The sequence below is a fragment of the Catellicoccus marimammalium M35/04/3 genome, from assembly GCF_000313915.1.
Classification (GTDB): domain Bacteria; phylum Bacillota; class Bacilli; order Lactobacillales; family Catellicoccaceae; genus Catellicoccus; species Catellicoccus marimammalium.
Window position 1 is genome coordinate 27,484 of the sequence record NZ_AMYT01000002.1, and the last position, 21,043, is coordinate 48,526.

The 21,043-nt window shown below is 36.6% G+C and carries 35 protein-coding genes; 34 read left to right on the forward strand and 1 reads right to left on the reverse strand.

Annotated features, from left to right (window positions below):
• The first annotated feature begins 161 nt into the window (after positions 1-161).
• The 34 genes from tuf to rplQ all read left to right on the forward strand — a co-directional run bounded on the left by tuf (position 162) and on the right by rplQ (position 20,254).
• Positions 162-1,349, forward strand: a complete 1,188-nt coding sequence (gene tuf, locus C683_RS00215; protein ID WP_009488054.1) for an elongation factor Tu — start codon at positions 162-164, stop codon at positions 1,347-1,349.
• A 69-nt stretch (positions 1,350-1,418) separates the two neighbouring features.
• Entirely contained in the window at positions 1,419-2,087 is a 669-nt protein-coding gene (locus C683_RS00220; RefSeq protein WP_009488055.1) for a response regulator transcription factor, read from the forward strand.
• The gene (locus tag C683_RS00225) at positions 2,084-3,091 is read left to right on the forward strand and encodes a sensor histidine kinase (protein ID WP_040388520.1); all 1,008 of its coding nucleotides are present in this window, start codon (positions 2,084-2,086) and stop codon (positions 3,089-3,091) included. Before C683_RS00220 ends, C683_RS00225 begins: the two co-directional genes overlap by 4 nt.
• A gap of 87 nt (positions 3,092-3,178) precedes the next feature.
• Positions 3,179-3,946 (forward strand): ABC transporter ATP-binding protein, encoded by a 768-nt coding sequence (locus C683_RS00230; protein ID WP_009488057.1) that lies wholly within the window; start codon positions 3,179-3,181, stop codon positions 3,944-3,946.
• A complete protein-coding gene (locus tag C683_RS00235; protein ID WP_009488058.1) occupies positions 3,936-5,957 on the forward strand; it encodes an ABC transporter permease in 2,022 nt (673 codons plus the stop codon). Before C683_RS00230 ends, C683_RS00235 begins: the two co-directional genes overlap by 11 nt.
• A 273-nt stretch (positions 5,958-6,230) precedes the next feature.
• A complete protein-coding gene (gene rpsJ / locus C683_RS00240; RefSeq protein ID WP_009488059.1) occupies positions 6,231-6,539 on the forward strand; it encodes a 30S ribosomal protein S10 in 309 nt (102 codons plus the stop codon).
• Positions 6,540-6,562: 23 nt separating this feature from the next.
• Positions 6,563-7,195 (forward strand): 50S ribosomal protein L3, encoded by a 633-nt coding sequence (gene rplC, locus C683_RS00245; protein ID WP_009488060.1) that lies wholly within the window; start codon positions 6,563-6,565, stop codon positions 7,193-7,195.
• Positions 7,196-7,217: 22 nt separating this feature from the next.
• Positions 7,218-7,841 (forward strand): 50S ribosomal protein L4, encoded by a 624-nt coding sequence (gene rplD, locus C683_RS00250; protein ID WP_009488061.1) that lies wholly within the window; start codon positions 7,218-7,220, stop codon positions 7,839-7,841.
• A complete protein-coding gene (rplW, locus tag C683_RS00255) occupies positions 7,841-8,128 on the forward strand; it encodes a 50S ribosomal protein L23 (RefSeq protein ID WP_009488062.1) in 288 nt (95 codons plus the stop codon). The genes rplD and rplW overlap by 1 nt, the downstream gene beginning before the upstream one ends.
• Before the next feature lie 25 nt (positions 8,129-8,153).
• Positions 8,154-8,987, forward strand: a complete 834-nt coding sequence (gene rplB / locus C683_RS00260) for a 50S ribosomal protein L2 (RefSeq protein ID WP_009488063.1) — start codon at positions 8,154-8,156, stop codon at positions 8,985-8,987.
• Positions 8,988-9,032: 45 nt separating this feature from the next.
• A complete protein-coding gene (gene rpsS / locus C683_RS00265) occupies positions 9,033-9,311 on the forward strand; it encodes a 30S ribosomal protein S19 (RefSeq protein ID WP_009488064.1) in 279 nt (92 codons plus the stop codon).
• 23 nt (positions 9,312-9,334) lie between these two features.
• Positions 9,335-9,679, forward strand: a complete 345-nt coding sequence (gene rplV / locus C683_RS00270; RefSeq protein ID WP_009488065.1) for a 50S ribosomal protein L22 — start codon at positions 9,335-9,337, stop codon at positions 9,677-9,679.
• Positions 9,680-9,696: 17 nt separating this feature from the next.
• A complete protein-coding gene (gene rpsC, locus C683_RS00275; RefSeq protein ID WP_009488066.1) occupies positions 9,697-10,353 on the forward strand; it encodes a 30S ribosomal protein S3 in 657 nt (218 codons plus the stop codon).
• Positions 10,354-10,356: 3 nt separating this feature from the next.
• On the forward strand, positions 10,357-10,791 hold the full coding sequence (rplP, locus tag C683_RS00280) for a 50S ribosomal protein L16 (protein WP_009488067.1): 435 nt from the start codon (positions 10,357-10,359) through the stop codon (positions 10,789-10,791).
• Positions 10,781-10,978, forward strand: a complete 198-nt coding sequence (gene rpmC / locus C683_RS00285) for a 50S ribosomal protein L29 (RefSeq protein WP_009488068.1) — start codon at positions 10,781-10,783, stop codon at positions 10,976-10,978. Before rplP ends, rpmC begins: the two co-directional genes overlap by 11 nt.
• A 23-nt stretch (positions 10,979-11,001) precedes the next feature.
• On the forward strand, positions 11,002-11,268 hold the full coding sequence (gene rpsQ, locus C683_RS00290; RefSeq protein ID WP_009488069.1) for a 30S ribosomal protein S17: 267 nt from the start codon (positions 11,002-11,004) through the stop codon (positions 11,266-11,268).
• 54 nt (positions 11,269-11,322) lie between these two features.
• Positions 11,323-11,691: a 50S ribosomal protein L14 gene (gene rplN / locus C683_RS00295; RefSeq protein ID WP_009488070.1), complete on the forward strand. Its 369-nt coding sequence runs from the start codon at positions 11,323-11,325 to the stop codon at positions 11,689-11,691.
• Positions 11,692-11,724: 33 nt separating this feature from the next.
• The gene (gene rplX, locus C683_RS00300) at positions 11,725-12,036 is read left to right on the forward strand and encodes a 50S ribosomal protein L24 (protein ID WP_009488071.1); all 312 of its coding nucleotides are present in this window, start codon (positions 11,725-11,727) and stop codon (positions 12,034-12,036) included.
• A gap of 26 nt (positions 12,037-12,062) precedes the next feature.
• Positions 12,063-12,602 carry a 50S ribosomal protein L5 gene (gene rplE / locus C683_RS00305; protein WP_009488072.1) on the forward strand — a complete coding sequence of 180 codons (540 nt, stop codon included), beginning with the start codon at positions 12,063-12,065 and terminating at the stop codon, positions 12,600-12,602.
• An 18-nt stretch (positions 12,603-12,620) separates the two neighbouring features.
• The gene (locus C683_RS00310) at positions 12,621-12,806 is read left to right on the forward strand and encodes a type Z 30S ribosomal protein S14 (protein ID WP_003128010.1); all 186 of its coding nucleotides are present in this window, start codon (positions 12,621-12,623) and stop codon (positions 12,804-12,806) included.
• A 38-nt stretch (positions 12,807-12,844) separates the two neighbouring features.
• Positions 12,845-13,243, forward strand: coding sequence for a 30S ribosomal protein S8 (gene rpsH / locus C683_RS00315; protein ID WP_009488073.1), 399 nt, complete (start codon positions 12,845-12,847; stop codon positions 13,241-13,243).
• A gap of 31 nt (positions 13,244-13,274) precedes the next feature.
• Positions 13,275-13,811, forward strand: a complete 537-nt coding sequence (gene rplF, locus C683_RS00320; protein WP_009488074.1) for a 50S ribosomal protein L6 — start codon at positions 13,275-13,277, stop codon at positions 13,809-13,811.
• A gap of 131 nt (positions 13,812-13,942) precedes the next feature.
• Positions 13,943-14,299: a 50S ribosomal protein L18 gene (gene rplR / locus C683_RS00325; RefSeq protein WP_009488075.1), complete on the forward strand. Its 357-nt coding sequence runs from the start codon at positions 13,943-13,945 to the stop codon at positions 14,297-14,299.
• A 20-nt stretch (positions 14,300-14,319) separates the two neighbouring features.
• Positions 14,320-14,814, forward strand: coding sequence for a 30S ribosomal protein S5 (gene rpsE / locus C683_RS00330; RefSeq protein WP_009488076.1), 495 nt, complete (start codon positions 14,320-14,322; stop codon positions 14,812-14,814).
• A 16-nt stretch (positions 14,815-14,830) separates the two neighbouring features.
• A complete protein-coding gene (gene rpmD, locus C683_RS00335; RefSeq protein ID WP_009488077.1) occupies positions 14,831-15,010 on the forward strand; it encodes a 50S ribosomal protein L30 in 180 nt (59 codons plus the stop codon).
• A gap of 41 nt (positions 15,011-15,051) precedes the next feature.
• Complete coding sequence (gene rplO, locus C683_RS00340; protein WP_009488078.1) at positions 15,052-15,495, forward strand: 50S ribosomal protein L15; 444 nt, start codon at positions 15,052-15,054, stop codon at positions 15,493-15,495.
• The gene (gene secY / locus C683_RS00345; protein WP_009488079.1) at positions 15,495-16,793 is read left to right on the forward strand and encodes a preprotein translocase subunit SecY; all 1,299 of its coding nucleotides are present in this window, start codon (positions 15,495-15,497) and stop codon (positions 16,791-16,793) included. The genes rplO and secY overlap by 1 nt, the downstream gene beginning before the upstream one ends.
• Positions 16,794-16,866: 73 nt before the next feature.
• Positions 16,867-17,523 carry an adenylate kinase gene (locus C683_RS00350; protein WP_009488080.1) on the forward strand — a complete coding sequence of 219 codons (657 nt, stop codon included), beginning with the start codon at positions 16,867-16,869 and terminating at the stop codon, positions 17,521-17,523.
• Between the two features lie 193 nt (positions 17,524-17,716).
• Positions 17,717-17,935 carry a translation initiation factor IF-1 gene (gene infA / locus C683_RS00355; RefSeq protein WP_009488081.1) on the forward strand — a complete coding sequence of 73 codons (219 nt, stop codon included), beginning with the start codon at positions 17,717-17,719 and terminating at the stop codon, positions 17,933-17,935.
• A gap of 35 nt (positions 17,936-17,970) precedes the next feature.
• Positions 17,971-18,084 carry a 50S ribosomal protein L36 gene (gene rpmJ, locus C683_RS00360; RefSeq protein ID WP_009488082.1) on the forward strand — a complete coding sequence of 38 codons (114 nt, stop codon included), beginning with the start codon at positions 17,971-17,973 and terminating at the stop codon, positions 18,082-18,084.
• 15 nt (positions 18,085-18,099) lie between these two features.
• Positions 18,100-18,450, forward strand: coding sequence for a 30S ribosomal protein S13 (rpsM, locus tag C683_RS00365; protein WP_009488083.1), 351 nt, complete (start codon positions 18,100-18,102; stop codon positions 18,448-18,450).
• 33 nt (positions 18,451-18,483) lie between these two features.
• The gene (gene rpsK / locus C683_RS00370) at positions 18,484-18,870 is read left to right on the forward strand and encodes a 30S ribosomal protein S11 (protein WP_009488084.1); all 387 of its coding nucleotides are present in this window, start codon (positions 18,484-18,486) and stop codon (positions 18,868-18,870) included.
• A gap of 39 nt (positions 18,871-18,909) precedes the next feature.
• Positions 18,910-19,848 (forward strand): DNA-directed RNA polymerase subunit alpha, encoded by a 939-nt coding sequence (locus C683_RS00375; RefSeq protein ID WP_009488085.1) that lies wholly within the window; start codon positions 18,910-18,912, stop codon positions 19,846-19,848.
• 25 nt (positions 19,849-19,873) lie between these two features.
• Positions 19,874-20,254, forward strand: a complete 381-nt coding sequence (gene rplQ, locus C683_RS00380) for a 50S ribosomal protein L17 (RefSeq protein ID WP_009488086.1) — start codon at positions 19,874-19,876, stop codon at positions 20,252-20,254.
• 175 nt (positions 20,255-20,429) lie between these two features.
• On the opposite strand, the gene C683_RS00385 is transcribed toward rplQ, so the two are convergent.
• Positions 20,430-21,041, reverse strand: coding sequence for a histidine phosphatase family protein (locus tag C683_RS00385; RefSeq protein WP_009488087.1), 612 nt, complete (start codon positions 21,039-21,041; stop codon positions 20,430-20,432).
• Positions 21,042-21,043 lie beyond the last annotated feature (2 nt).

Sequence of the window (21,043 nt, forward strand, 5' to 3'; positions counted from 1 at the left end):
TATTTTCTTTTTAGTATTTCTGTGTTATAATCAAAAAATGAATGAGAGCCTTAGGGCGAAATTCAAACCTAAAAAGTAGCTTGAATGACGGGGGATGAGCCTCGCTTGTCCCCTGTGATTTCAACATATAAAAATAATTACATTATCGGAGGAAATTTATAATGGCAAAAGAAAAATTTGACCGTTCTAAACCACACGTTAACATTGGTACAATCGGCCACGTTGACCATGGTAAAACTACATTAACAGCAGCTATCACTTCTGTATTAGCAGAACAAGGTGGAGCTGAAGCTATGGCTTATGACCAAATCGACGGAGCTCCTGAAGAACGTGAACGTGGTATCACAATCTCAACAGCTCACGTAGAATACGAAACAGCTAACCGTCACTACGCACACGTTGACTGCCCAGGACACGCAGACTACGTTAAAAACATGATCACTGGTGCTGCTCAAATGGACGGAGCTATCTTAGTAGTATCAGCTGCTGATGGCCCAATGCCACAAACTCGTGAACACATCTTATTATCTCGTCAAGTAGGTGTTCCATACATCGTTGTATTCTTAAACAAAGTTGACCAAGTTGACGACGAAGAATTATTAGAATTAGTAGAAATGGAAGTTCGTGACTTATTAACTGAATATGACTTCCCAGGTGATGATATCCCTGTAGTTGCTGGTTCTGCTTTATTAGCATTAAACGGTGACGAAGAACAAAAAGCTAACATCTTAAAATTAATGGATGAAGTTGATGCTTACATCCCAACACCAGAACGTGATAACGACAAACCATTCATGATGCCAATCGAAGACGTATTCTCAATCACAGGACGTGGTACAGTTGCTACTGGTCGTGTTGAACGTGGACGCGTTGAAGTTGGTAACGAAGTAGAAATCGTTGGTATCAAAGAAGATATCACTAAAACAACTGTTACTGGTTTAGAAATGTTCCGTAAATTATTAGATTACGCTGAAGCTGGTGACAACGTTGGTGCTTTATTACGTGGTATCAACCGTGATGAAATTGAACGTGGTCAAGTATTAGCTCAACCAGGTACAATTACACCTCATACAAAATTCAAAGCGGAAGTTTATATCTTAACTAAAGAAGAAGGCGGACGTCACACTCCATTCTTCGATAACTACCGCCCACAATTCTACTTCCGTACAACAGACGTTACAGGTATGATCCACTTACCAGAAGGTACTGAAATGGTAATGCCTGGTGACAACGTTACTATCGAAGTTGAATTAATTCACCCAATCGCTATCGAACAAGGTACTCAATTATCTATCCGTGAAGGTGGACGTACAGTTGGTGCCGGAATGGTTACTGAAATCGAAGCTTAATTGGATTTTTCAAGAGTCAGGATTTTCCTGGCTCTTTTTTTGTTATAATACAAAAAGAAGGAGGGAGATATGGAAACGATAATTTTAGTCGAAGACGAAGTGGTGATTCGAGAAGAAATCAAAAGTTTGTTAGAAAGTTATAACTACCAAGTGAAGGTTTTAACTGATTTTGAAAATATTCTAACCGAGGTCCTAGCACTAGAAGGCGATTTATTACTTTTAGATTTGAATTTACCTAAATTTGATGGTTTTTATTGGATGAAAGAAATTCGTAAAAATTCCAATATGCCAATTATGATTTTAACAAGTAGTCAAAAAGAAATGGATGAATTGTTGGGACTACAGCTAGGAGCAGATGATTATATTCAAAAACCATTTCATGCTCAAATTTTATTAGCTCGCATTCAAGCAGTTCTAGCTAGAACCAATCATCAAAAAAATGAACGAAAATTATTAGGTCCTAATTTTGAATATCAAGTAGAACGGCATGAAGTTTCTTGTGATTCAGGAACGTGGTCTTTGTCAGGGAATGAACATTTAATTTTGAGTCTTTTACTTGAACATAGAGGAAAAGTGGTCCAAAGAGAAACATTAATGAATCATTTGTGGCAGCATTGTTCTTTTGTCGATGATAATACGTTAACCGTAAATGTGAATCGCTTGCGAAAACATTTAAAAGAAATGGGCATTGAAGATTGCATTCAAACGAAACGCGGGGAAGGATATATTATTTTATGACGTGGAAAGAATATATCAAAACCAATCAATCCTTTCTTTGGTCCTATCTTTTAGGAACTGTCCTTTATTTTTTTGTGAGCGATAGTTTATGGTCTAATCGAGGGGATATCTTCTTTTTATGGTGTTGTTTAACTCTTCCACTAGGTCTTTCATTTTTTAGACATTATTTTCGTCAAAAACGATACTATCAAGAAATGGATCGAAGAATGAAGGAATGTGACAAACCTTATTTAATGGGGGAACTTACGAGTCGACCTACCTTTTTTGCGGCTAGAAAAACAAATGATTACTTAGAAGAAATGACAGAAAATTATCATACGTTGCTAGCAAAAGAGCGCAAAGAAAAAGAAGAATATTATAACTACATCCAATTATGGGTACATGAAATTAAACTTCCACTTGCTTCTTTACAATTATTATGCGAAAACGAGCATTTAACAAAAGAAAATGTTTATCCTTTAGTGCGACGGATGAATTTTTTTGTGGAACAGACATTATTTTGTGCCAAAGGAACGTTTGTGCATAAAGATTACCACATCCAAACTTACGACGCAGTCACTTTATTACAAGAAAGTATTCAAGACATGGCTTTTGAACTGATTCAAGCGGGATTTTCTTTACAATTACCGAAAAATAGTTTTCCTTTACGTACAGATAAACAATGGATTCAATTTATTATCAAGCAAATCTTACAAAATAGTTGGAAGTATCGATCAAAGGAACAGCCTACATTAACCTTTGTCTGTTTAGAAACAAAAAAAGAGCAACAAATTCAAATTATAGATAATGGAGTAGGGATTTCTGCTAAAGATTTACCGCATATTTTTGAAAAAGGATATACCGGTGAAAAAGGAAGACAGACCAAAAGTGCGACAGGCTTAGGACTTTATTTGTGTGAACAATTAGCTGAACAATTAAACATCAAAATTACCGCAGATTCTGAAGTGGAAAAAGGAACGACTATAACTCTCCATTTTCCAATCTATCAAAGAACTACCTTCTAAGTGACAAAAGTGTCATCTTTTGTTTGAAACTTCGATGGTAGCTCTTTTTTTCTTTTTTTATAATAAAGAAAAAAGTAAGGGAAGGTGATGGTTTTGGAATGCTTACGTGTCCAAAATTTGGAAAAATATTATGGTAATAAATCACAAATGACAAAAGCACTAGAAAATATTGAGTTTTCTGTGGAAGAAGGAGAATTTGTGGGAATTATGGGCCCTAGTGGCTCAGGGAAAAGTACACTCTTAAATTGTATTGCGACGTTAGAACGTCCAACGAGTGGCACGGTATGTTTAAACGGAGAAGCAATTGATTATCGTAAAGAAAGAAAATTAGAAAAAATTCGCAAAGAACATTTAGGATTTATCTTTCAAGAATATAACTTATTATCGACTTTGACAGCTTACGAAAATATTGCATTGTCTTTAACGATTCAAAATCAATCTCCAAGTACGATTCAAAAACGTATTTCTTTACTCGCTCAACAATTAGGGATTCAAGAGATATTAGGGAAATATCCAGCAGAATTATCGGGAGGACAACAACAACGAGTGGCTGCTGCTCGAGCTTTGGTTAAAAATCCAGATTTGATTTTAGCGGATGAACCAACAGGAGCATTAGATTCCAAATCTGCTTATCAATTATTAGAACAATTGGAAGTATTACAACAAGAAAACCAAGCAACGATTTTAATGGTTACTCATGATGCTTTTACTGCCAGTTTTGCACAACGAATTTTATTTATTAAAGATGGCAAGATCTTTAGTGAAATTGAAAAAGGAAACGATACAAGAGAACAATTTTTCCAACGAATCTTAGAAGTGATTGCGGTGATTGGAGGCGGAGAAGATGTCTTTTAAACTAGCATGGCGTAATATACGCAAGAATCTTCGTCAATATTCCATTTATTTTTTCACTTTGATTATTGGAGTGGTTTTAATTTATAGTCTCAATGCTATTCCTTATCAAGAACTTTTAAAACCTTATTTTATTCGTGATTTTACAGGGGTAACAAGTATCCAAATCACTATGCTTTTTCTTTCTTGTATTTTGATGGGTATTTTTGCTTGTTTATTAATTTATGCAAATCGCTATATGATTCGACAACGAGCACAAGAATTTTCGGTTTATCTTACTTTGGGGATGGGAAAAAGAAAAATTGCGAAAATTCTATTTTTAGAAAATCTTTTATTAACTACGTTTGCTTTTGGCCTAGGAATTTTAATTGGAGGAGTCAGTTCTTATCTTTTATTACTTTTTACTAATCGATTGTTTGAAAACTCGGCTGTTCCCATTCATTTCCATTTTATTTTTTCTAAAAATAGTGCTTTTCTAACCGGAATTCTTCTCTTCTTTATGATTTTCCTTTTATATTTAGCGAATCTATATGAAATCAAAAAAGATAGTGTGATTGCTTGGATGAAAAAAGACCAGAAGGTAAAAGTGAAAAAGAGATTATCTCCTTGGATCTATGGTTCTATTGGTTTATTAGGAATTGCTTCTTTTTCTTTTGCGGATTATCTTGCTTGCCAATTACCAGGTCCTATTTTTTCTATAAGTAAATTAACTGGATCCATTGTATTAGGAATAATTGGGATTTTTCTTTTCTTTTATGGATTTTCTCATTTATTCTCTGTAATCATCAAACGTTTATCTCGCTTCTATTATCGTGGATTGAATCCATATTTTATTGAAAAATTAGATCAATCGTTTAGCGAAACTTTTATTTCAATGAGTTTTACTTGCATTTTACTATTTGTTTCTATTTCTATGTTAATTGGTGGAATTAGTTTGACAAAGAGCTTTACAGAGGGAACAAAATTATGTAGTCAGTATGATATTACTATGGTTGATTACGCCAACAATGGCACAGAAAAATATGTTTTTTCTCCTAAATTAAAACTGGATCAATATACTTCTAGCTATAATTATATTCGTATTTATGAAAATGAAGGACCTAAATTTACGAATTTTATCGATGAAAATCCATCGAAAAAGGAATTATTAGAAAAAATTTACTCTTTCCATGGTATTAATTCTACTTACGGATTAAAAAAAGTATCCTTGATTCCATTGAGTTCTTATCATAGCTATCAAAAATCAAGAGGAGAAAAAGAAACGAAGTTAAGTTCTGATGAATATTTAATGGTAGGAATGCAAGAAGAAATTGGAAAATTAATGAAGAAAAATGCGGTCATCACGTTAGATAAAAAAGAACTGCACAATAAAGACTTACGTTATCACTGTGAACCTTTATATAATTGTGGAAGAATGAGTGGTGGAGAGGTACTCTATCTAGTCGTTCCTGATCAATATCTAAAAAATAAAAAGGCGACGATTTCTTATTTTAATTTCAATTTTCCGACGATAGAAAAGCAAGATGCAATGATTTCAAAGGTTTTCGATCTCATCGGAAATCATTATGATCCAGATGATGAATTGTTCGAATGTATCAGTCGTCAATGGGTAATTAACGAGACGTATACTTTTGGCTTGACTGCAGCTTATATTGGAATCTTTATTGGATTGGTGTTATTGATTTGTGGCTTAGTCATTTTGTCCATTCAACAATTAATGCGAAATGATCAAGTGAAAAAAGATTATCAAGTTTTAAAACAAATTGGCAGTTCAGAAAAACAAAGACGACACACTCTTTTTGTCACGATTATGATCTACTTCCTTGTACCTGCCGTACTAGCAGTGTATCAATCACTATATGTATTACCACTATTGAATTTTATTTCTATTTTATTTGGTCGTGGAATCGGAATTTATTCTTATTTCTTTAAAATTTTAATCGTCTTTCTTCTATTATATGGAGTATATTTCTTTATTACTTATTCTACTTCAAAAGAAAAAATCGAAGAATAAACGAAAGAGACTAAGGAATTTTCCTTAGTCTCTTTACTTTTGGAAAAAGATTTTGTAAACTTACAAAAAGTGTTGCAAAAATATTGAAGATTTAGTACAATGTAAAAGGTGTTACTTGAAAGAGAGAACACTGGAGAATAGCGGCGAAAGGGCCACATTCTTCGGCGAGGATGCGAGAGGTTGCGACACGCCCGGACGCTTTGCCACGTGAAGGGTGTCGGAAATTTTCGTGGAGCTAGTCTAGTTGTGAAAATAGGCGAAGGAGGGAAACAAATGGCAAAACAAAAAATTCGTATTCGTTTAAAAGCGTATGAACACCGCATTTTAGATCAAGCGGCAACAAAAATCGTAGAAACAGCAGAAAGAACAGGAGCAGATGTTAAAGGACCAATTCCTTTACCAACAGAACGTTCTTTATATACAATTATTCGTGCGACTCACAAATATAAAGATTCTCGCGAACAATTCGAAATGTTAACGCATAAACGTTTAATCGATATCGTAAATCCAACACCAAAAACAGTAGATGCTTTAATGAAATTAGATCTACCTAGCGGTGTTAATATTGAAATTAAATTATAATTATTAAATTTGGAGGTGTACTCATGACTAAAGGAATCTTAGGGAAAAAAGTAGGAATGACACAAATCTTCACTGAATCTGGTGAATTAATCCCTGTAACTGTAATCGAAGCTACTCCAAACGTAGTTTTACAAGTGAAAACAATGGAAAATGATGGTTACGACGCAGTTCAATTAGGTTACCAAGATATGCGTGAAGTTTTAGCGAACAAACCTGCGAAAGGTCATGTAGCAAAAGCTAACACGGCTCCTAAGCGCTTCATTCGAGAAATCAGAGATGCAGAGCTTGGAGACGTAGAAGTAGGATCAGAAGTAAAAGTGGATATTTTCCAAGCTGGTGACATCGTTGATGTTACGGGTACAACAAAAGGGAAAGGTTTCCAAGGTGTAATCAAACGTCACGGACAATCTCGTGGACCTATGTCACACGGTTCTCGTTATCACCGTCGTCCTGGTTCAATGGGGCCAGTTGCACCAAACCGCGTATTCAAAAACAAACACTTAGCAGGTCGTATGGGTGGTAACCGTGTTACAATCCAAAACTTAGAAATTGCTAAAGTGGATGTAGAACGCAACGTAATTTTAGTTAAAGGTAATGTACCAGGAGCTAAAAAATCATTAATTCAAATCAAATCAGCTGTAAAGGCTGCTAAATAGTTAGAAGGAAGGAGGAAATAGAATGCCAACAGTAGCATTATTTAAACAAGATGGAACTCAAAATGGTGAAGTTACTTTAAACGACGCTATCTTTGGAATTGAACCAAACGAAAACGCTGTATATGATGCAATCATTATGCAACGTGCTTCATTACGTCAAGGTACACACGCTGTACGTAACCGTAGTGCAGTAAGCGGTGGTGGCCGTAAACCATGGCGCCAAAAAGGAACAGGTCGTGCTCGTCAAGGATCAATCCGCTCACCACAATGGCGTGGAGGTGGTGTTGTATTCGGACCAACACCTCGTTCATACAGCTACAAACTTCCTAAAAAAGTTCGTCGCTTAGCGATTAAATCTGTATTATCAGAAAAAGTAGCTGAAAACAAAATGGTAATCGTTGATGCATTAAACTTCGAAACACCAAAAACTAAAGAATTCAAACAAGTTTTAGCAAACTTAGATGTTACAACTAAAACATTATTAGTGGTAGAAAACGAAAATGAAACAGCAATGTTATCTGCTCGTAACTTACCAAATGTATCTGTTGTATTCGCAGACAACGTAAGCGTATTAGACGTTGTATCAGCAGATAAAATGTTAATGACTCAAGCTGCTCTAAATAAAGTTGAGGAGGTGCTTGCATAATGGAATTACTAGATGTAATTAAACGCCCAGTAATCACAGAAGCTTCTTTCCAAGCTATGGACAACAAAAAATACACTTTTGATGTAGATGTTCGTGCGAACAAAACATTAGTAAAACAAGCAGTAGAAGCTGCTTTTGGTGTAAAAGTTGCTAAAGTTAACATTATGAATGTTAAACCAAAAATGAAACGCATGGGACGCTATGCAGGATATACAAACAAACGTCGCAAAGCGATCGTTACTTTAACAGCAGATTCAAAAGATATTCAAATCTTTGATGCTGAATAATAATTATTAATAGGAGGGAATTTACGTGGCTATTAAAAAGTACAAACCAACTTCAAATGGTCGTCGTAATATGACTGGTTCAGATTTTGCTGAAATTACAACATCAAAACCTGAAAAGACATTATTACAACCTTTACATAGCAAAGCGGGCCGTAACAACAACGGTCGCATTACTGTTCGTCATCAAGGCGGCGGTCACAAACGTCAATACCGCGTTATCGACTTCAAACGTAACAAAGATAACGTAGTAGCAACGGTTAAAACAATCGAATACGATCCAAACCGTTCAGCAAACATCGCATTACTTCATTACGAAGATGGTGTGAAAGCTTACATCTTAGCACCTAAAGGATTAGAAGTAGGAATGAAAGTTCAATCTGGTCCAGATGCAGATATCAAAGTAGGTAATGCTTTACCATTAGCAAACATTCCAGTAGGTACAGTTATCCACAATATCGAAATGAAACCAGGTAAAGGTGGACAATTAATCCGTTCAGCTGGTACAAGCGCTCAAGTATTAGGTAAAGAAGGTAAATACGTATTAGTTCGCTTAAACTCAGGCGAAGTTCGTATGATTTTAGCAACATGCCGTGCAACAATCGGTGCTGTTGGTAATGAACAACATGAATTAATTAATATCGGTAAAGCGGGTCGTAACCGTTGGAAAGGTAAACGTCCAACAGTTCGCGGTAGCGTAATGAACCCTAACGATCACCCACACGGTGGTGGTGAAGGTCGTGCACCAATCGGACGTCCAGCTCCAGTTAGTCCTTGGGGACAACCAGCTATTGGTTACAAAACTCGTAACAAAAAAGCAAAATCAAATAAATTTATTGTACGTCGTCGTAACAGTAAATAATTATTTGCAGGCTGCTTAACGGATAAAAATTAAAGGAGGGTCATTATGAGCCGTAGTCTGAAAAAAGGACCTTTCGTCGATGAACACTTAATGAAAAAAGTGGAAGCACAAAAGGATCTAGAAAAGAAACAAGTAATTAAAACTTGGTCTCGTCGTTCAACTATTTTCCCAAGCTTCATCGGTTATACAATCGCTGTTTATGATGGTCGTAAACACGTTCCTGTATACATCCAAGAAGATATGGTAGGACATAAATTAGGAGAATTTGCTCCAACACGTACTTATCGTGGACATGACGCTGACGATAAGAAAACTAAACGTTAATTTTTGAGAGGAGGACATTGTAAATGGAACAAATTACAAGTGCAAAAGCAACTGCTAAAACAGTTCGTGTATCACCTCGCAAAGCACGTCTAGTTATTGACTTAATCAGAGGTAAAAAAGTTGGAGAAGCAATTTCAATCTTGAAATATACTCCAAACAAAGCTGCTGGAATTATCGAAAAAGTTTTAATGTCAGCAGTAGCGAACGCAGAAAATAATTATGATTTAGATGTTGAAAACTTAGTAGTAACAGAAGCTTTCGTTAACGAAGGACCAACTATGAAACGTTACCGTCCACGTGCGAAAGGTTCAGCTTCAGCAATCAACAAACGTACAAGTCATATTACAGTTGTAGTAACTGAAAAATAATTTAAGGAGGGAATACTGTGGGTCAAAAAGTAAATCCTAATGGTCTGCGCGTAGGCATCATCCGTGATTGGGATGCTAAATGGTACGCTGAAAAAGAATACGCTGAATTCTTACACGAAGATTTACGTATCCGTAAATTCATCGCAGACAAATTAAAAGACGCTGCGGTTTCACAAATCGAAATCGAACGTTCAGCTAACCGTGTTACTGTTTCAATCCATACAGCTAAACCAGGTATGGTAATCGGTAAAGGCGGATCTGAAGTAGAAAAATTACGTACACAATTAAACAAATTAACTGGTAAAGCAGTTCATATTAATATTGTCGAAATCAAAAAACCTGATTTAGACGCTAAATTAGTAGGAGAAAGTATTGCACGTCAATTAGAAAACCGTGTAGCTTTCCGTCGTGCTGAAAAACAAGCGTTACAACGCGCAATGCGTGCTGGCGCTCAAGGAATTAAAACTCAAGTTTCTGGTCGTTTAAACGGAGCAGATATTGCTCGTGCTGAACATTACTCAGACGGTACTGTACCTCTACAAACATTACGTGCAGATATCGATTACGCTTGGGTGGAAGCTGATACAACATATGGTAAATTAGGAGTTAAAGTGTGGATTTACCGTGGTGAAATCCTTCCAACGAAAAAAAACACTGAGAAAGGAGGAAAATAATCAATGTTAGTACCTAAACGTGTAAAACACCGTCGCGAATTCCGTGGTAAAATGCGCGGAGAAGCTAAAGGTGGTAAAGAAATAGCATTTGGTGAATTTGGTTTGAAAGCAATGGAATCTCATTGGATTACAAACCGTCAAATCGAAGCAGCTCGTATCGCTATGACTCGTTACATGAAACGTGGTGGGAAAGTATGGATTAAGATCTTCCCTCATAAATCATATACAGCTAAAGCTATCGGAGTTCGTATGGGTTCTGGTAAAGGGGCTCCAGAAGGCTGGGTAGCACCAGTTAAACGCGGTAAAATCATGTTTGAAATTGCCGGTGTATCTGAAGAAGTGGCACGTGAAGCTTTACGATTAGCATCACACAAATTGCCAGTAAAAACTAAAATCGTAAAACGTGAAGAAATGGGTGGTGAATCTAATGAAGGTTAATGAAATTCGTGAATTAACTCCTGCAGACATGATTGCTAAGGAAAAAGAATTTAAACAAGAATTATTCAACTTACGTTTCCAACTTGCTACAGGTCAATTAGAAAACACTGCACGTATTAAAGAAGTGCGTAAATCAATCGCCCGTATCAAGACTGTTTTACGTGAACAAGAACAACAAGCTAAGTAATCGTGGAAGGAGGCCATTAAAGAATGACTGAAGAACGTAATCAACGTAAGGTTTACCAAGGTCGCGTGGTTTCTGACAAAAACGATAAAACAATCGTTGTTGAAGTAGCTACACGTAAAACACATCCTATTTATGGTAAACGCGTAAAATATTCTAAAAAATATACAGCTCATGACGAAAACAATACAGCAAAAGTTGGCGATATCGTGAAAATCATGGAAACTCGTCCACTATCTGCTACAAAACGTTTCCGTTTAGTAGAAATTGTTGAAGAAGCAGTAATCATTTAATGATTACGCTCGCTCAACAATTGGAACATTAAGGTCTGAAAGGAGGATACTAAGTTGATCCAACAAGAAAGTCGATTAAAAGTTGCCGATAACTCAGGTGCTCGTGAAGTTTTAACAATTAAAGTGTTAGGCGGATCTAACCGTAAAACTGCAAACATCGGAGACATCATCGTTGCTACAGTTAAACAAGCAACACCAGGTGGAGTTGTTAAAAAAGGTGATGTTGTCAAAGCCGTTATCGTTCGTACAAAATCAGGTGCACGTCGTCCAGACGGTTCATATATTAAATTTGACGAAAATGCATGTGTAATCATCCGTGATGACAAGAGTCCTCGTGGAACACGTATCTTTGGACCTGTTGCTCGTGAACTTCGTGATAACAACTTCATGAAGATCGTTTCACTAGCACCAGAAGTATTATAATATCCCATTCAAAACACAAGGAGGTGCAACGAAATGTTCGTAAAAAAAGGCGATAAAGTTAAAGTAATCACTGGTAAAGACAAAGGTAAAGAAGGCGTTGTTAAAACAGCTTTACCAAAACAAAACAAAGTGATCGTAGAAGGAATTAACATCGTTAAAAAACATTCAAAACCAAGTGCAGCCGCTCCTCAAGGTGGGATTGTTGAAACAGAAGCTCCACTTCATGTTTCTAACGTTATGCTAATTGACCCATCAACAGGTGAAGCAACACGCGTTGGTTATAAAGTAGAAAACGGTAAAAAAGTTCGTTACGCTAAAAAATCAGGCGAAATTTTAGATAAATAATAGTTAAGGAAGGAGGTTTGCGTTGCATGAACCGCTTAAAAGAAAAATACTTAAACGAAGTAACACCAGCTATGGTGGAAAAATTTAACTACACTTCAGTAATGCAAACACCAAAAGTTGAAAAAATCGTAATCAACATGGGTGTTGGTGATGCTGTTTCTAACTCTAAAAATTTAGATAAAGCTGTAGAAGAGTTAGCTTTAATTACAGGACAAAAACCATTGGTAACAAAAGCGAAAAAATCAATCGCTGGTTTCCGTTTACGTGAAGGTATGCCAATCGGTGCGAAAGTTACTTTACGTGGTGAACGTATGTACGAATTTTTAGATAAATTAGTAACTGTTTCTTTACCACGTGTACGTGACTTCCATGGTGTAAGCAAGAAAGCTTTCGATGGCCGTGGTAACTACACTTTAGGTGTTAAAGAACAATTAATCTTCCCAGAAATCGATTACGATTTGGTAGATAAAGTTCGTGGTATGGACATCGTTATCGTAACAACAGCGAATACTGACGAAGAAGCTCGTGAGTTATTAACTCAACTTGGAATGCCATTCCAAAAATAATTAAAGGAGGCGAATGATATGGCTAAAAAATCAATGATTGCTAAGAACAAACGTCCAGCAAAATTCTCAACTCAAGAATATACACGTTGCGAACGTTGTGGTCGTCCACACTCAGTGTATCGTAAATTCCACTTATGCCGTATTTGCTTCCGTGAACTTGCCTACAAAGGACAAATTCCCGGCGTGAAGAAAGCAAGCTGGTAGAACATATAAAATATTACTGAGAAGGAGGTTACACACTAATGACTATGACAGATCCAATCGCAGATTTCTTAACACGCATTCGTAATGCGAACATGGTTAAACATGAAAGTTTAGAAGTGCCTGCATCAAAAATGAAACGTGAAATCGCTGAAATCTTAAAACGTGAAGGTTTCATCCGTGACGTTGAATACATTGAAGATGACAAACAAGGTGTTATCCGCGTATTCTTAAGCTACGGCAAAAACGAAGAACGTGTAATTACAAACTTAAAACGTATTTCTAAACCAGGTTTACGTGCATACGTAAAAGCAAACGAAGTACCAAAAGTATTAAATGGATTAGGTATTGCAATTTTATCAACATCTGAAGGTGTAATGACTGATAAAGAAGCTCGCGAACGCAATATCGGTGGCGAAGTTATCGCTTACGTTTGGTAATATATAATTAAAACGCAAGGAGGTGCCCATAGTGAGCCGTATTGGTAACAAAGTGATCATCTTACCAGCTGGAGTTGAAATTACTCGTAATGGTAACGATGTTACAGTTAAAGGACCTAAAGGCGAATTAACTCGTCCTTTTGCTCCACAAATTCAAATCAATATCGAAGGTAATGAAGTTACATTAACTCGTCCTGATGATACAAAAGAAAGCAAAACAATGCACGGAACAATGCGTGCTAATTTAAACAACATGGTAATCGGTGTTAGCGAAGGTTTCCAAAAATCTTTAGACTTAATCGGTGTCGGTTATCGTGCACAATTACAAGGTAAAAAATTAGTCTTAAACGTTGGTTACTCTCATCCAGTTGAGATGGAAGCACCAGCTGGTGTAGAATTTGAAGTTCCTTCAAATACTCAAATCATCGTTAAAGGTAGCAACAAAGAAGTTGTAGGACAAATTGCTGCTGAAATCCGTGGCGTTCGTCCACCAGAACCTTACAAAGGCAAAGGTATTCGTTACACTGGCGAATATGTACGTCGTAAAGAAGGTAAAACTGGTAAATAATAAACGATTTATCAACATAGGCACAGGCAATAATGGCGCATTGATCTTTCATCAATGGCTCTTATTGCTATGGTGGCTCATGACTGGCAAACGTTTAGCATATAACATAAATTATTAAAGAGGTGACAATTGTGATTACAAAACCAGATAAAAATAAAGTACGCTTAAAACGTCATAAACGTGTACGTTCAAAAATCTCTGGTACTGCAGAGTGCCCACGTCTTAACGTGTATCGTTCAAATAAAAACATCTACGCTCAAGTAATTGATGACGTAGCGGGTGTAACGCTAGCAAGTGCCTCTACCTTAGATAAAGAAATTTCAGGTGGAACAAAAACTGAAGCAGCAGCAGCTGTTGGTGCTTTAGTGGCAAAACGTGCAGCCGATAAAGGAATTAAAGAAGTTGTTTTCGACCGTGGTGGATACTTATACCATGGACGTGTTGAAGCTTTAGCAAATGCAGCACGCGAAAACGGACTAGAATTTTAAAAGAAGGAGGAATACCATTCATGACTTATATTGATCCAAAGAACTTGGAATTAGAAGACCGCGTTGTAGCGATTAACCGCGTTACTAAAGTTGTTAAAGGTGGACGTCGTTTACGTTTCGCTGCTTTAGTAGTAGTGGGCGATAAGAATGGACACGTAGGTTTTGGTACAGGTAAAGCTCAAGAAGTACCAGAAGCAATCCGTAAAGCCATTGAATCTGCGAAGAAAAACTTAATCGAAGTACCAATGGTAGGTTCTACAATTCCTCACGAAGTTATCGGACGCTTTGGCGGTGGACAAATCTTAATGAAACCTGCAGTAGAAGGTTCTGGGGTAGCAGCTGGTGGTCCAGTTCGTGCCGTATTAGAATTAGCAGGTGTTTCTGATATTACAAGTAAATCTTTAGGTTCAAACACACCAATCAACATGGTACGTGCGACTGTAGAAGGTTTAAAACAATTAAAACGTGCAGAAGAAGTTGCTGCTTTACGCGGTAAATCTGTAGAAGAATTATAAGAAGGAGGACTAAGTAATGGCTCAATTAGAAATTACTTTAAAACGTAGTGTAATCGGACGTCCTCAAAAACAACGTAAAGTTGTAGAAGCTTTAGGTTTAACAAAAGTGAACAGTACAGTAGTAAAACCTGACAACGAAGCAATTCGTGGAATGGTAAATGCTGTTTCTCACTTAGTGGACGTTAAAGAAGCTTAATAACCAATGAATTGATTTAATAATAAGGAGGTGCCTTTGTGATGAAATTACATGAGTTACATTCTGCTGAAGGTTCAAGAAAAGTTCGCAACCGTGTAGGACGCGGTACTTCATCTGGTAACGGTAAAACTGCTGGACGTGGTCAAAAAGGTCAAAAAGCTCGTTCAGGTGGTGGCGTACGTTTAGGATTTGAAGGGGGACAAAACCCATTATTCCGTCGTTTACCAAAACGCGGTTTCAACAACATCAACCGTAAAGAATACGCAATCGTTAATATTGAAGTATTAAACAATCGTTTCGAAGATGGTGCTGAAATTACTCCAGCTACTTTATTAGAAGCTGGCATCATCAAAAACGAAAAATCAGGCGTTAAAGTTTTAGGTAATGGTGAATTAACTAAAAAATTAAACGTAAAAGCAGCGAAATTCTCTAAATCTGCTGAAGAAGCAATTACAGCTGCAGGTGGATCAATCGAGGTGATCTAATGCTAAAAGTATTAAAAAATGCTTTTAAAGTTAAAGAAATTCGTCAACGAATCTTTTTTACATTTTTTATACTCTTTGTTTTTAGAATCGGTTCGTATATCACCGTTCCAGGCGTAAATGCTAGCGCGCTTCATAGTTTAGCAGATAATACGTTCTTTAATATTTTTAACATGGTCAGTGGTAGTGCGATGCAGAACTTTTCATTGTTCGCAATGGGGGTGTCTCCGTACATCACTGCTTCCATTGTTATTCAGCTCCTACAAATGGATATCGTTCCTAAATTTGTAGAGTGGGGAAAACAAGGAGAAGTAGGCCGTAGAAAGTTGACGCAAGCCACTAGATATTTAACATTAGTTTTGGCTTTCATTCAATCTGTCGGAATTACTGCCGGCTTCCACATGTATAGTCAATACGGATTAGTTAAAGATCCAGGAATGTTAACCTTTATCGTTATTGGTATTATTTTAACGGCAGGTGTAATGTTATTAACTTGGATGGGTGAATTGATTACAGAACGCGGAATTGGGAATGGAGTTTCCATGATCATCTTCGCTGGTATCGTTTCAAAAATCCCTTCAGGCTTAAAACAGTTATATCATGAATATTTCGTAAATATACCAAAAGCACAATGGGGTAAATCATTCTTATTTATTGGCTTATTATTAGTTTGTACGTTAATTGTTGTCGGAATCGTTACATTCTTCCAACAAGCAGAACGTCAAATTCCAATTCAATATACAAAACGTGTATCTGGAGCACCATCTAGTAGTTATTTGCCATTAAAAGTAAATGCTGCAGGGGTAATTCCAGTTATTTTTGCAAGTTCCCTATTAGCAACTCCAAGTGCAATTTTACAATTGTTCCAACATAAATGGGGGGGCTCAGCTTGGTATGATACAATTATGACGATTTGTAATTATCAAACCTTGCCAGGATGTACTTTATACTTAATCTTAATTGTAGCGTTTACGTTCTTTTATGCATTAGTACAAGTAAATCCAGAAAAATTAGCGGAAAACTTACAAAAACAAGGAAGCTATATTCCACGTGTTCGTCCAGGTCGAGGAACAGAGGAATATATTTCTCATTTAATTATTCGCTTAAGTACAGTTGGATCTATTTTCTTAGCTGCAGTTGCGGTATTACCAATTATCGCTCAAGCAGTTTGGAATTTACCAAGTTCAATTGGCTTAGGAGGAACAAGTCTATTAATTATGATCGGTGTAGCCTTAGAATTTGTTAAACAATTAGAAGGTTTGTTATTAAAACGTCAATACATCGGTTTTATCAATAAGTAGTGTGAAGTGTTGGGGCTGACTAGTAAGAGGAAAGCTTCAGCACTATTCGCATACTTAGGGGGAGAAAATAAAGATGAATTTAATTTTAATGGGTCTACCAGGAGCTGGTAAAGGAACTCAAGCTGAAAAAATTATTGATACTTATCATATCCCACACATTTCTACTGGGGATATGTTCCGTGCTGCGATTGCAGAAGGTACAGAATTAGGATTAGAAGCAAAACGTTACATGGATGAAGGTCAATTAGTACCGGATGAAGTGACAACAGGAATTGTTAAAGAACGTTTAGCAAAAGCAGATTGTGATCGTGGTTTCTTATTAGATGGTTTCCCACGTACAATGGCACAAGCAGAAGCTTTAAACCAAATCATGGCAGAATTAAACAAAAAAATTGATGCTGTGATTAATATTGAAGTGGATCCATCTGTGATTGTAGATCGTTTAAGTGGTCGTTTCATTTGTAAAGAATGTGGCGCAACTTACCATAAATTATACAATCGTCCAAAAGTAGAAGGCACTTGTGATCGCTGTGGTGGACATGAGTTTTATCAACGTGAAGACGATAAACCAGAAACTGTGAAAAATCGTTTAGCGGTTAACATTGAAAGTAGTAAACCAATTTTAGAGTTCTACGCTAAAGAAGGAGTTCTACATAATGTAGATGGAGATCGTGATATCGATGACGTCTTTGCCGATGTAAAAACAATCATTGAAACCTCAGCTCGTTAAAATCAGATAATATCTTGCCATTTTCAGAAAATTATGCTAAAATAGCGGAGTCTAATGTTTAGATTACTAAACATTGAACCCATGAACCGTCTCGGCGGGCATCCTTTTATAATTAAAGGAGTGGCATATTGTTCTGAATAGAGTAATTTGCTCTTTATGGTCAAGGTCAATGTCAATATAAGGAGGTACTAACGTGGCGAAGGAGAGTGTGATTGAAATCGAAGGAGTTGTCCGTGAAACTTTGCCGAATGCAATGTTTAAGGTTGAATTAGAAAATGGACACGAAGTTCTAGCAACGGTTTCAGGCAAAATTCGTATGCACTACATTCGTATTTTACCTGGAGATAAGGTTACTGTTGAATTATCACCATATGATTTAACCCGCGGTCGCATTACTTATCGCTTTAAATAATTGTAACTCCGAGGAAAATTCAAGGAGGTATTATCATGAAAGTAAGACCATCAGTAAAACCTATTTGCGAAAAATGTAAAGTAATTCGTCGTAAAGGACGCGTTATGGTTATTTGTGAAAACCCAAAACATAAACAACGTCAAGGATAATTGGAGGTGTAATTAATGGCTCGTATTGCAGGAGTAGATATTCCACGTGATAAACGTGTAGTTGTATCATTAACATACATTTATGGGATTGGTAACACAACATCTAAAGCAATCTTAAAAGCTGCAGGTGTTTCTGAGGATGTGCGTGTTCGCGATTTAACAAACGAACAAACAGACGCTATCCGTGCAGAAGTTGACAAATTAAAAGTGGAAGGTGATCTTCGCCGTGAAGTGAACTTAAACATTAAACGTTTAATGGAAATTGGTTCATACCGTGGTATGCGTCACCGTCGTGGTTTACCAGTTCGTGGTCAAAATACGAAAAACAATGCTCGTACTCGTAAAGGTGCGAAACGTACTAAATAATTTTAGGTAAAAAAAGAAGGAGGTTTGCATTACATGGCAAAAAAAGTGAATCGTAAACGTCGTGTGAAAAAAAATATTGAATCTGGCGTAGCTCATATTCATTCTACATTTAACAATACTATTGTTATGATCACAGATGTACACGGAAATGCAGTGGCTTGGTCATCAGCAGGTGCTCTAGGCTTTAAAGGAAGTAAAAAATCAACTCCATTTGCTGCGCAAATGGCTGCAGAAGCAGCAACTAAAGCTGCAATGGAACATGGTATGAAATCTGTTGAAGTAACAGTGAAAGGTCCTGGTTCAGGTCGTGAAGCTGCAATTCGTTCATTACAAGCAACAGGTTTAGATGTTACATCAATTCGTGACGTAACTCCAGTTCCTCACAATGGATGCCGTCCTCCAAAACGTCGTCGTGTTTAATATTGAACAAGGAACGTTTTGAAAGGGGTATCGATAAGAATGATTGAATTTGAAAAACCAAGAATCACAAAAATTGATGAAGATAGAGATTATGGCAAGTTTGTTATCGAACCTTTAGAAAGAGGTTATGGTACTACTTTAGGTAATTCTTTACGTCGTATTTTATTATCTTCTTTACCAGGGGCTGCAATTAATAGTTTAAAAATTGATGGCGTATTACATGAATTTTCAACAATTCCAGGAGTACGTGAAGATGTAACTCAAATCATCTTAAACATCAAAGGGTTAGCTGTTAAATTGTTTGCTAAAGAAGAAAAAACCCTTGAGATTGATATTACTGGTCCAGCCATCGTAACTGCTGGGGATATTATTGCTGATAGCGATGTAGAAGTCTTAAATAAAGACATGTACATCTGTGAAGTTGCAGAAGGTGGTAACTTCCACGCTACATTAACAGTAAAACCAGGTCGCGGTTATGTACAAGCGGATGAAAATAAAACAGAAGATATGCCAATTGGGGTCTTACCAGTAGATTCTATTTTTACACCAATTAAACATGTTAACTACCAAGTAGAAAATACTCGTGTAGGTCATCGTAATGATTACGATAAATTAACAATGGAAATTTGGACAGATGGATCTATTATGCCACAAGAAGCATTGAGTTTAGCTGCCAAAATTATGACTGAACATCTTTCTATCTTCGTAAATCTAACAGATGAAGCACAAAACGCTGAAATCATGGTAGAAAAAGAAGAAACTAAGATTGAAAAAGTATTAGAAATGGCAATTGAAGAATTAGAACTATCTGTTCGTTCTTACAACTGCTTAAAACGTGCAGGAATCAATACAGTTCAAGAATTAACAGATAAATCTGAACCAGAAATGATTAAAGTACGTAACTTAGGTCGTAAATCATTGGAAGAAGTAAAACAAAAATTAGCAGATCTTGATTTACATTTACGTCAAGATAGTTAAGTAACATAATAAGGAGGGAATTATAGTGAGTTATCGTAAATTAGGTCGTACAAGCGCTCAACGTAAAGCGTTATTACGTGATTTAACAACAGCAGTGATCATGAACGGTCGTATCGAAACAACAGAAGCTCGCGCGAAAGAAGTTCGTCGTACTGTAGAAAAAATGATTACTTTAGGTAAACGTGGAGACTTACACGCACGTCGTCAAGCAGCTGCTTTCTTACGTTGCGGTGTAGTAGAAACAAAACTTGATGGAGAAAAAGTTGTTGAAACAACATCTCTACAAAAATTATTTAACGAAGTAGCTCCTAAATATGAAGGTCGTAACGGTGGATACACTCGTATCATCAAAACAGAACCTCGTCGTGGAGACGCTTCACAAATGGTTATTTTAGAACTTGTTTAATTTCTATAGAAAAGCATCACTTTATTGATGATTCGATGAGTGTTATGATGATGGAGAAATCCAAGTCTAGCTCTTGCCTTTCCACCTAGAACAATCTAGGTGGAAGTGGCTTTCATCGTATCTATAAAGTGTTTTTTTTTGCCCAAAAAAGCTTAGTCTGTACAGACTAAGCTTTTTATTCGTTATAGGCTAATAATGTGCAACGTTCATGGACTGGATCCCATTCTAAAACGGAAATACTGGCATTTCCTAATAATCCTTCCTTACGAATTTCTGGCATTGGGCAATGCATTAAACGCTTTAATAAGGTAGTTAAAAAGACGGCATGAGAAACGATGAGAATGTTTGCGTCTTCCGGCTCTTTTTTTGTAATTTCGTAAATGAAATCTTTGCCTCGATTTTCTAAGTCATAATAATCTTCTCCACCCGTCAAAGTTTTGTCAAAGTGGTCTGGATAATTACGGTATAGAGATAAAATTTCATCGTCTTGTAGACGTTGGATCGGTTGACCATCATATTTTCCAAAGTGAATTTCTCTTAAACGATCATCAGGAATAATCTGAGAAATTCCCGCTTGGTTTTCCTTTTCAATCCATTTTAATGTTTCTTTTGCTCTTCCTAGTGGGCTGACATAAGCAGTATGAAATTGGATATCTTTTAATTTTTCTCCCGCATTTTTCGCTTGTTGAATTCCAGTTTGTGTCAATGGCGAATCACAAGTTGCTCCCTGGACGATATTTTTTAAATTATATTCCGTTTGCCCGTGACGCACAAAAAATAAATGCATTT

Excerpts from the sequence above, each read along its gene's own strand:
- secY (WP_009488079.1), top strand. The coding sequence starts at position 15,495 with ATGCTAAAAGTATTAAAAAATGCTTTTAAAGTTAAAGAAATTCGTCAA.
- rplX (WP_009488071.1), top strand. The coding sequence starts at position 11,725 with ATGTTCGTAAAAAAAGGCGATAAAGTTAAAGTAATCACTGGTAAAGAC.
- C683_RS00225 (WP_040388520.1), top strand. The coding sequence starts at position 2,084 with ATGACGTGGAAAGAATATATCAAAACCAATCAATCCTTTCTTTGGTCC.
- rplP (WP_009488067.1), top strand. The coding sequence starts at position 10,357 with ATGTTAGTACCTAAACGTGTAAAACACCGTCGCGAATTCCGTGGTAAA.
- rplE (WP_009488072.1), top strand. The coding sequence starts at position 12,063 with ATGAACCGCTTAAAAGAAAAATACTTAAACGAAGTAACACCAGCTATG.
- rpmD (WP_009488077.1), top strand. The coding sequence starts at position 14,831 with ATGGCTCAATTAGAAATTACTTTAAAACGTAGTGTAATCGGACGTCCT.
- rpsH (WP_009488073.1), top strand. The coding sequence starts at position 12,845 with ATGACTATGACAGATCCAATCGCAGATTTCTTAACACGCATTCGTAAT.
- rplC (WP_009488060.1), top strand. The coding sequence starts at position 6,563 with ATGACTAAAGGAATCTTAGGGAAAAAAGTAGGAATGACACAAATCTTC.
- C683_RS00350 (WP_009488080.1), top strand. The coding sequence starts at position 16,867 with ATGAATTTAATTTTAATGGGTCTACCAGGAGCTGGTAAAGGAACTCAA.
- rplW (WP_009488062.1), top strand. The coding sequence starts at position 7,841 with ATGGAATTACTAGATGTAATTAAACGCCCAGTAATCACAGAAGCTTCT.
- rpmC (WP_009488068.1), top strand. The coding sequence starts at position 10,781 with ATGAAGGTTAATGAAATTCGTGAATTAACTCCTGCAGACATGATTGCT.
- rpsS (WP_009488064.1), top strand. The coding sequence starts at position 9,033 with ATGAGCCGTAGTCTGAAAAAAGGACCTTTCGTCGATGAACACTTAATG.
- rpsJ (WP_009488059.1), top strand. The coding sequence starts at position 6,231 with ATGGCAAAACAAAAAATTCGTATTCGTTTAAAAGCGTATGAACACCGC.
- rpsQ (WP_009488069.1), top strand. The coding sequence starts at position 11,002 with ATGACTGAAGAACGTAATCAACGTAAGGTTTACCAAGGTCGCGTGGTT.
- C683_RS00310 (WP_003128010.1), top strand. The coding sequence starts at position 12,621 with ATGGCTAAAAAATCAATGATTGCTAAGAACAAACGTCCAGCAAAATTC.
- rplV (WP_009488065.1), top strand. The coding sequence starts at position 9,335 with ATGGAACAAATTACAAGTGCAAAAGCAACTGCTAAAACAGTTCGTGTA.
- rplD (WP_009488061.1), top strand. The coding sequence starts at position 7,218 with ATGCCAACAGTAGCATTATTTAAACAAGATGGAACTCAAAATGGTGAA.
- C683_RS00220 (WP_009488055.1), top strand. The coding sequence starts at position 1,419 with ATGGAAACGATAATTTTAGTCGAAGACGAAGTGGTGATTCGAGAAGAA.
- C683_RS00385 (WP_009488087.1), bottom strand. The coding sequence starts at position 21,041 with ATGCATTTATTTTTTGTGCGTCACGGGCAAACGGAATATAATTTAAAA.
- C683_RS00375 (WP_009488085.1), top strand. The coding sequence starts at position 18,910 with ATGATTGAATTTGAAAAACCAAGAATCACAAAAATTGATGAAGATAGA.
- rpsM (WP_009488083.1), top strand. The coding sequence starts at position 18,100 with ATGGCTCGTATTGCAGGAGTAGATATTCCACGTGATAAACGTGTAGTT.
- tuf (WP_009488054.1), top strand. The coding sequence starts at position 162 with ATGGCAAAAGAAAAATTTGACCGTTCTAAACCACACGTTAACATTGGT.
- C683_RS00235 (WP_009488058.1), top strand. The coding sequence starts at position 3,936 with ATGTCTTTTAAACTAGCATGGCGTAATATACGCAAGAATCTTCGTCAA.
- rplO (WP_009488078.1), top strand. The coding sequence starts at position 15,052 with ATGAAATTACATGAGTTACATTCTGCTGAAGGTTCAAGAAAAGTTCGC.
- rpsE (WP_009488076.1), top strand. The coding sequence starts at position 14,320 with ATGACTTATATTGATCCAAAGAACTTGGAATTAGAAGACCGCGTTGTA.
- rpsK (WP_009488084.1), top strand. The coding sequence starts at position 18,484 with ATGGCAAAAAAAGTGAATCGTAAACGTCGTGTGAAAAAAAATATTGAA.
- C683_RS00230 (WP_009488057.1), top strand. The coding sequence starts at position 3,179 with ATGGTTTTGGAATGCTTACGTGTCCAAAATTTGGAAAAATATTATGGT.
- rpmJ (WP_009488082.1), top strand. The coding sequence starts at position 17,971 with ATGAAAGTAAGACCATCAGTAAAACCTATTTGCGAAAAATGTAAAGTA.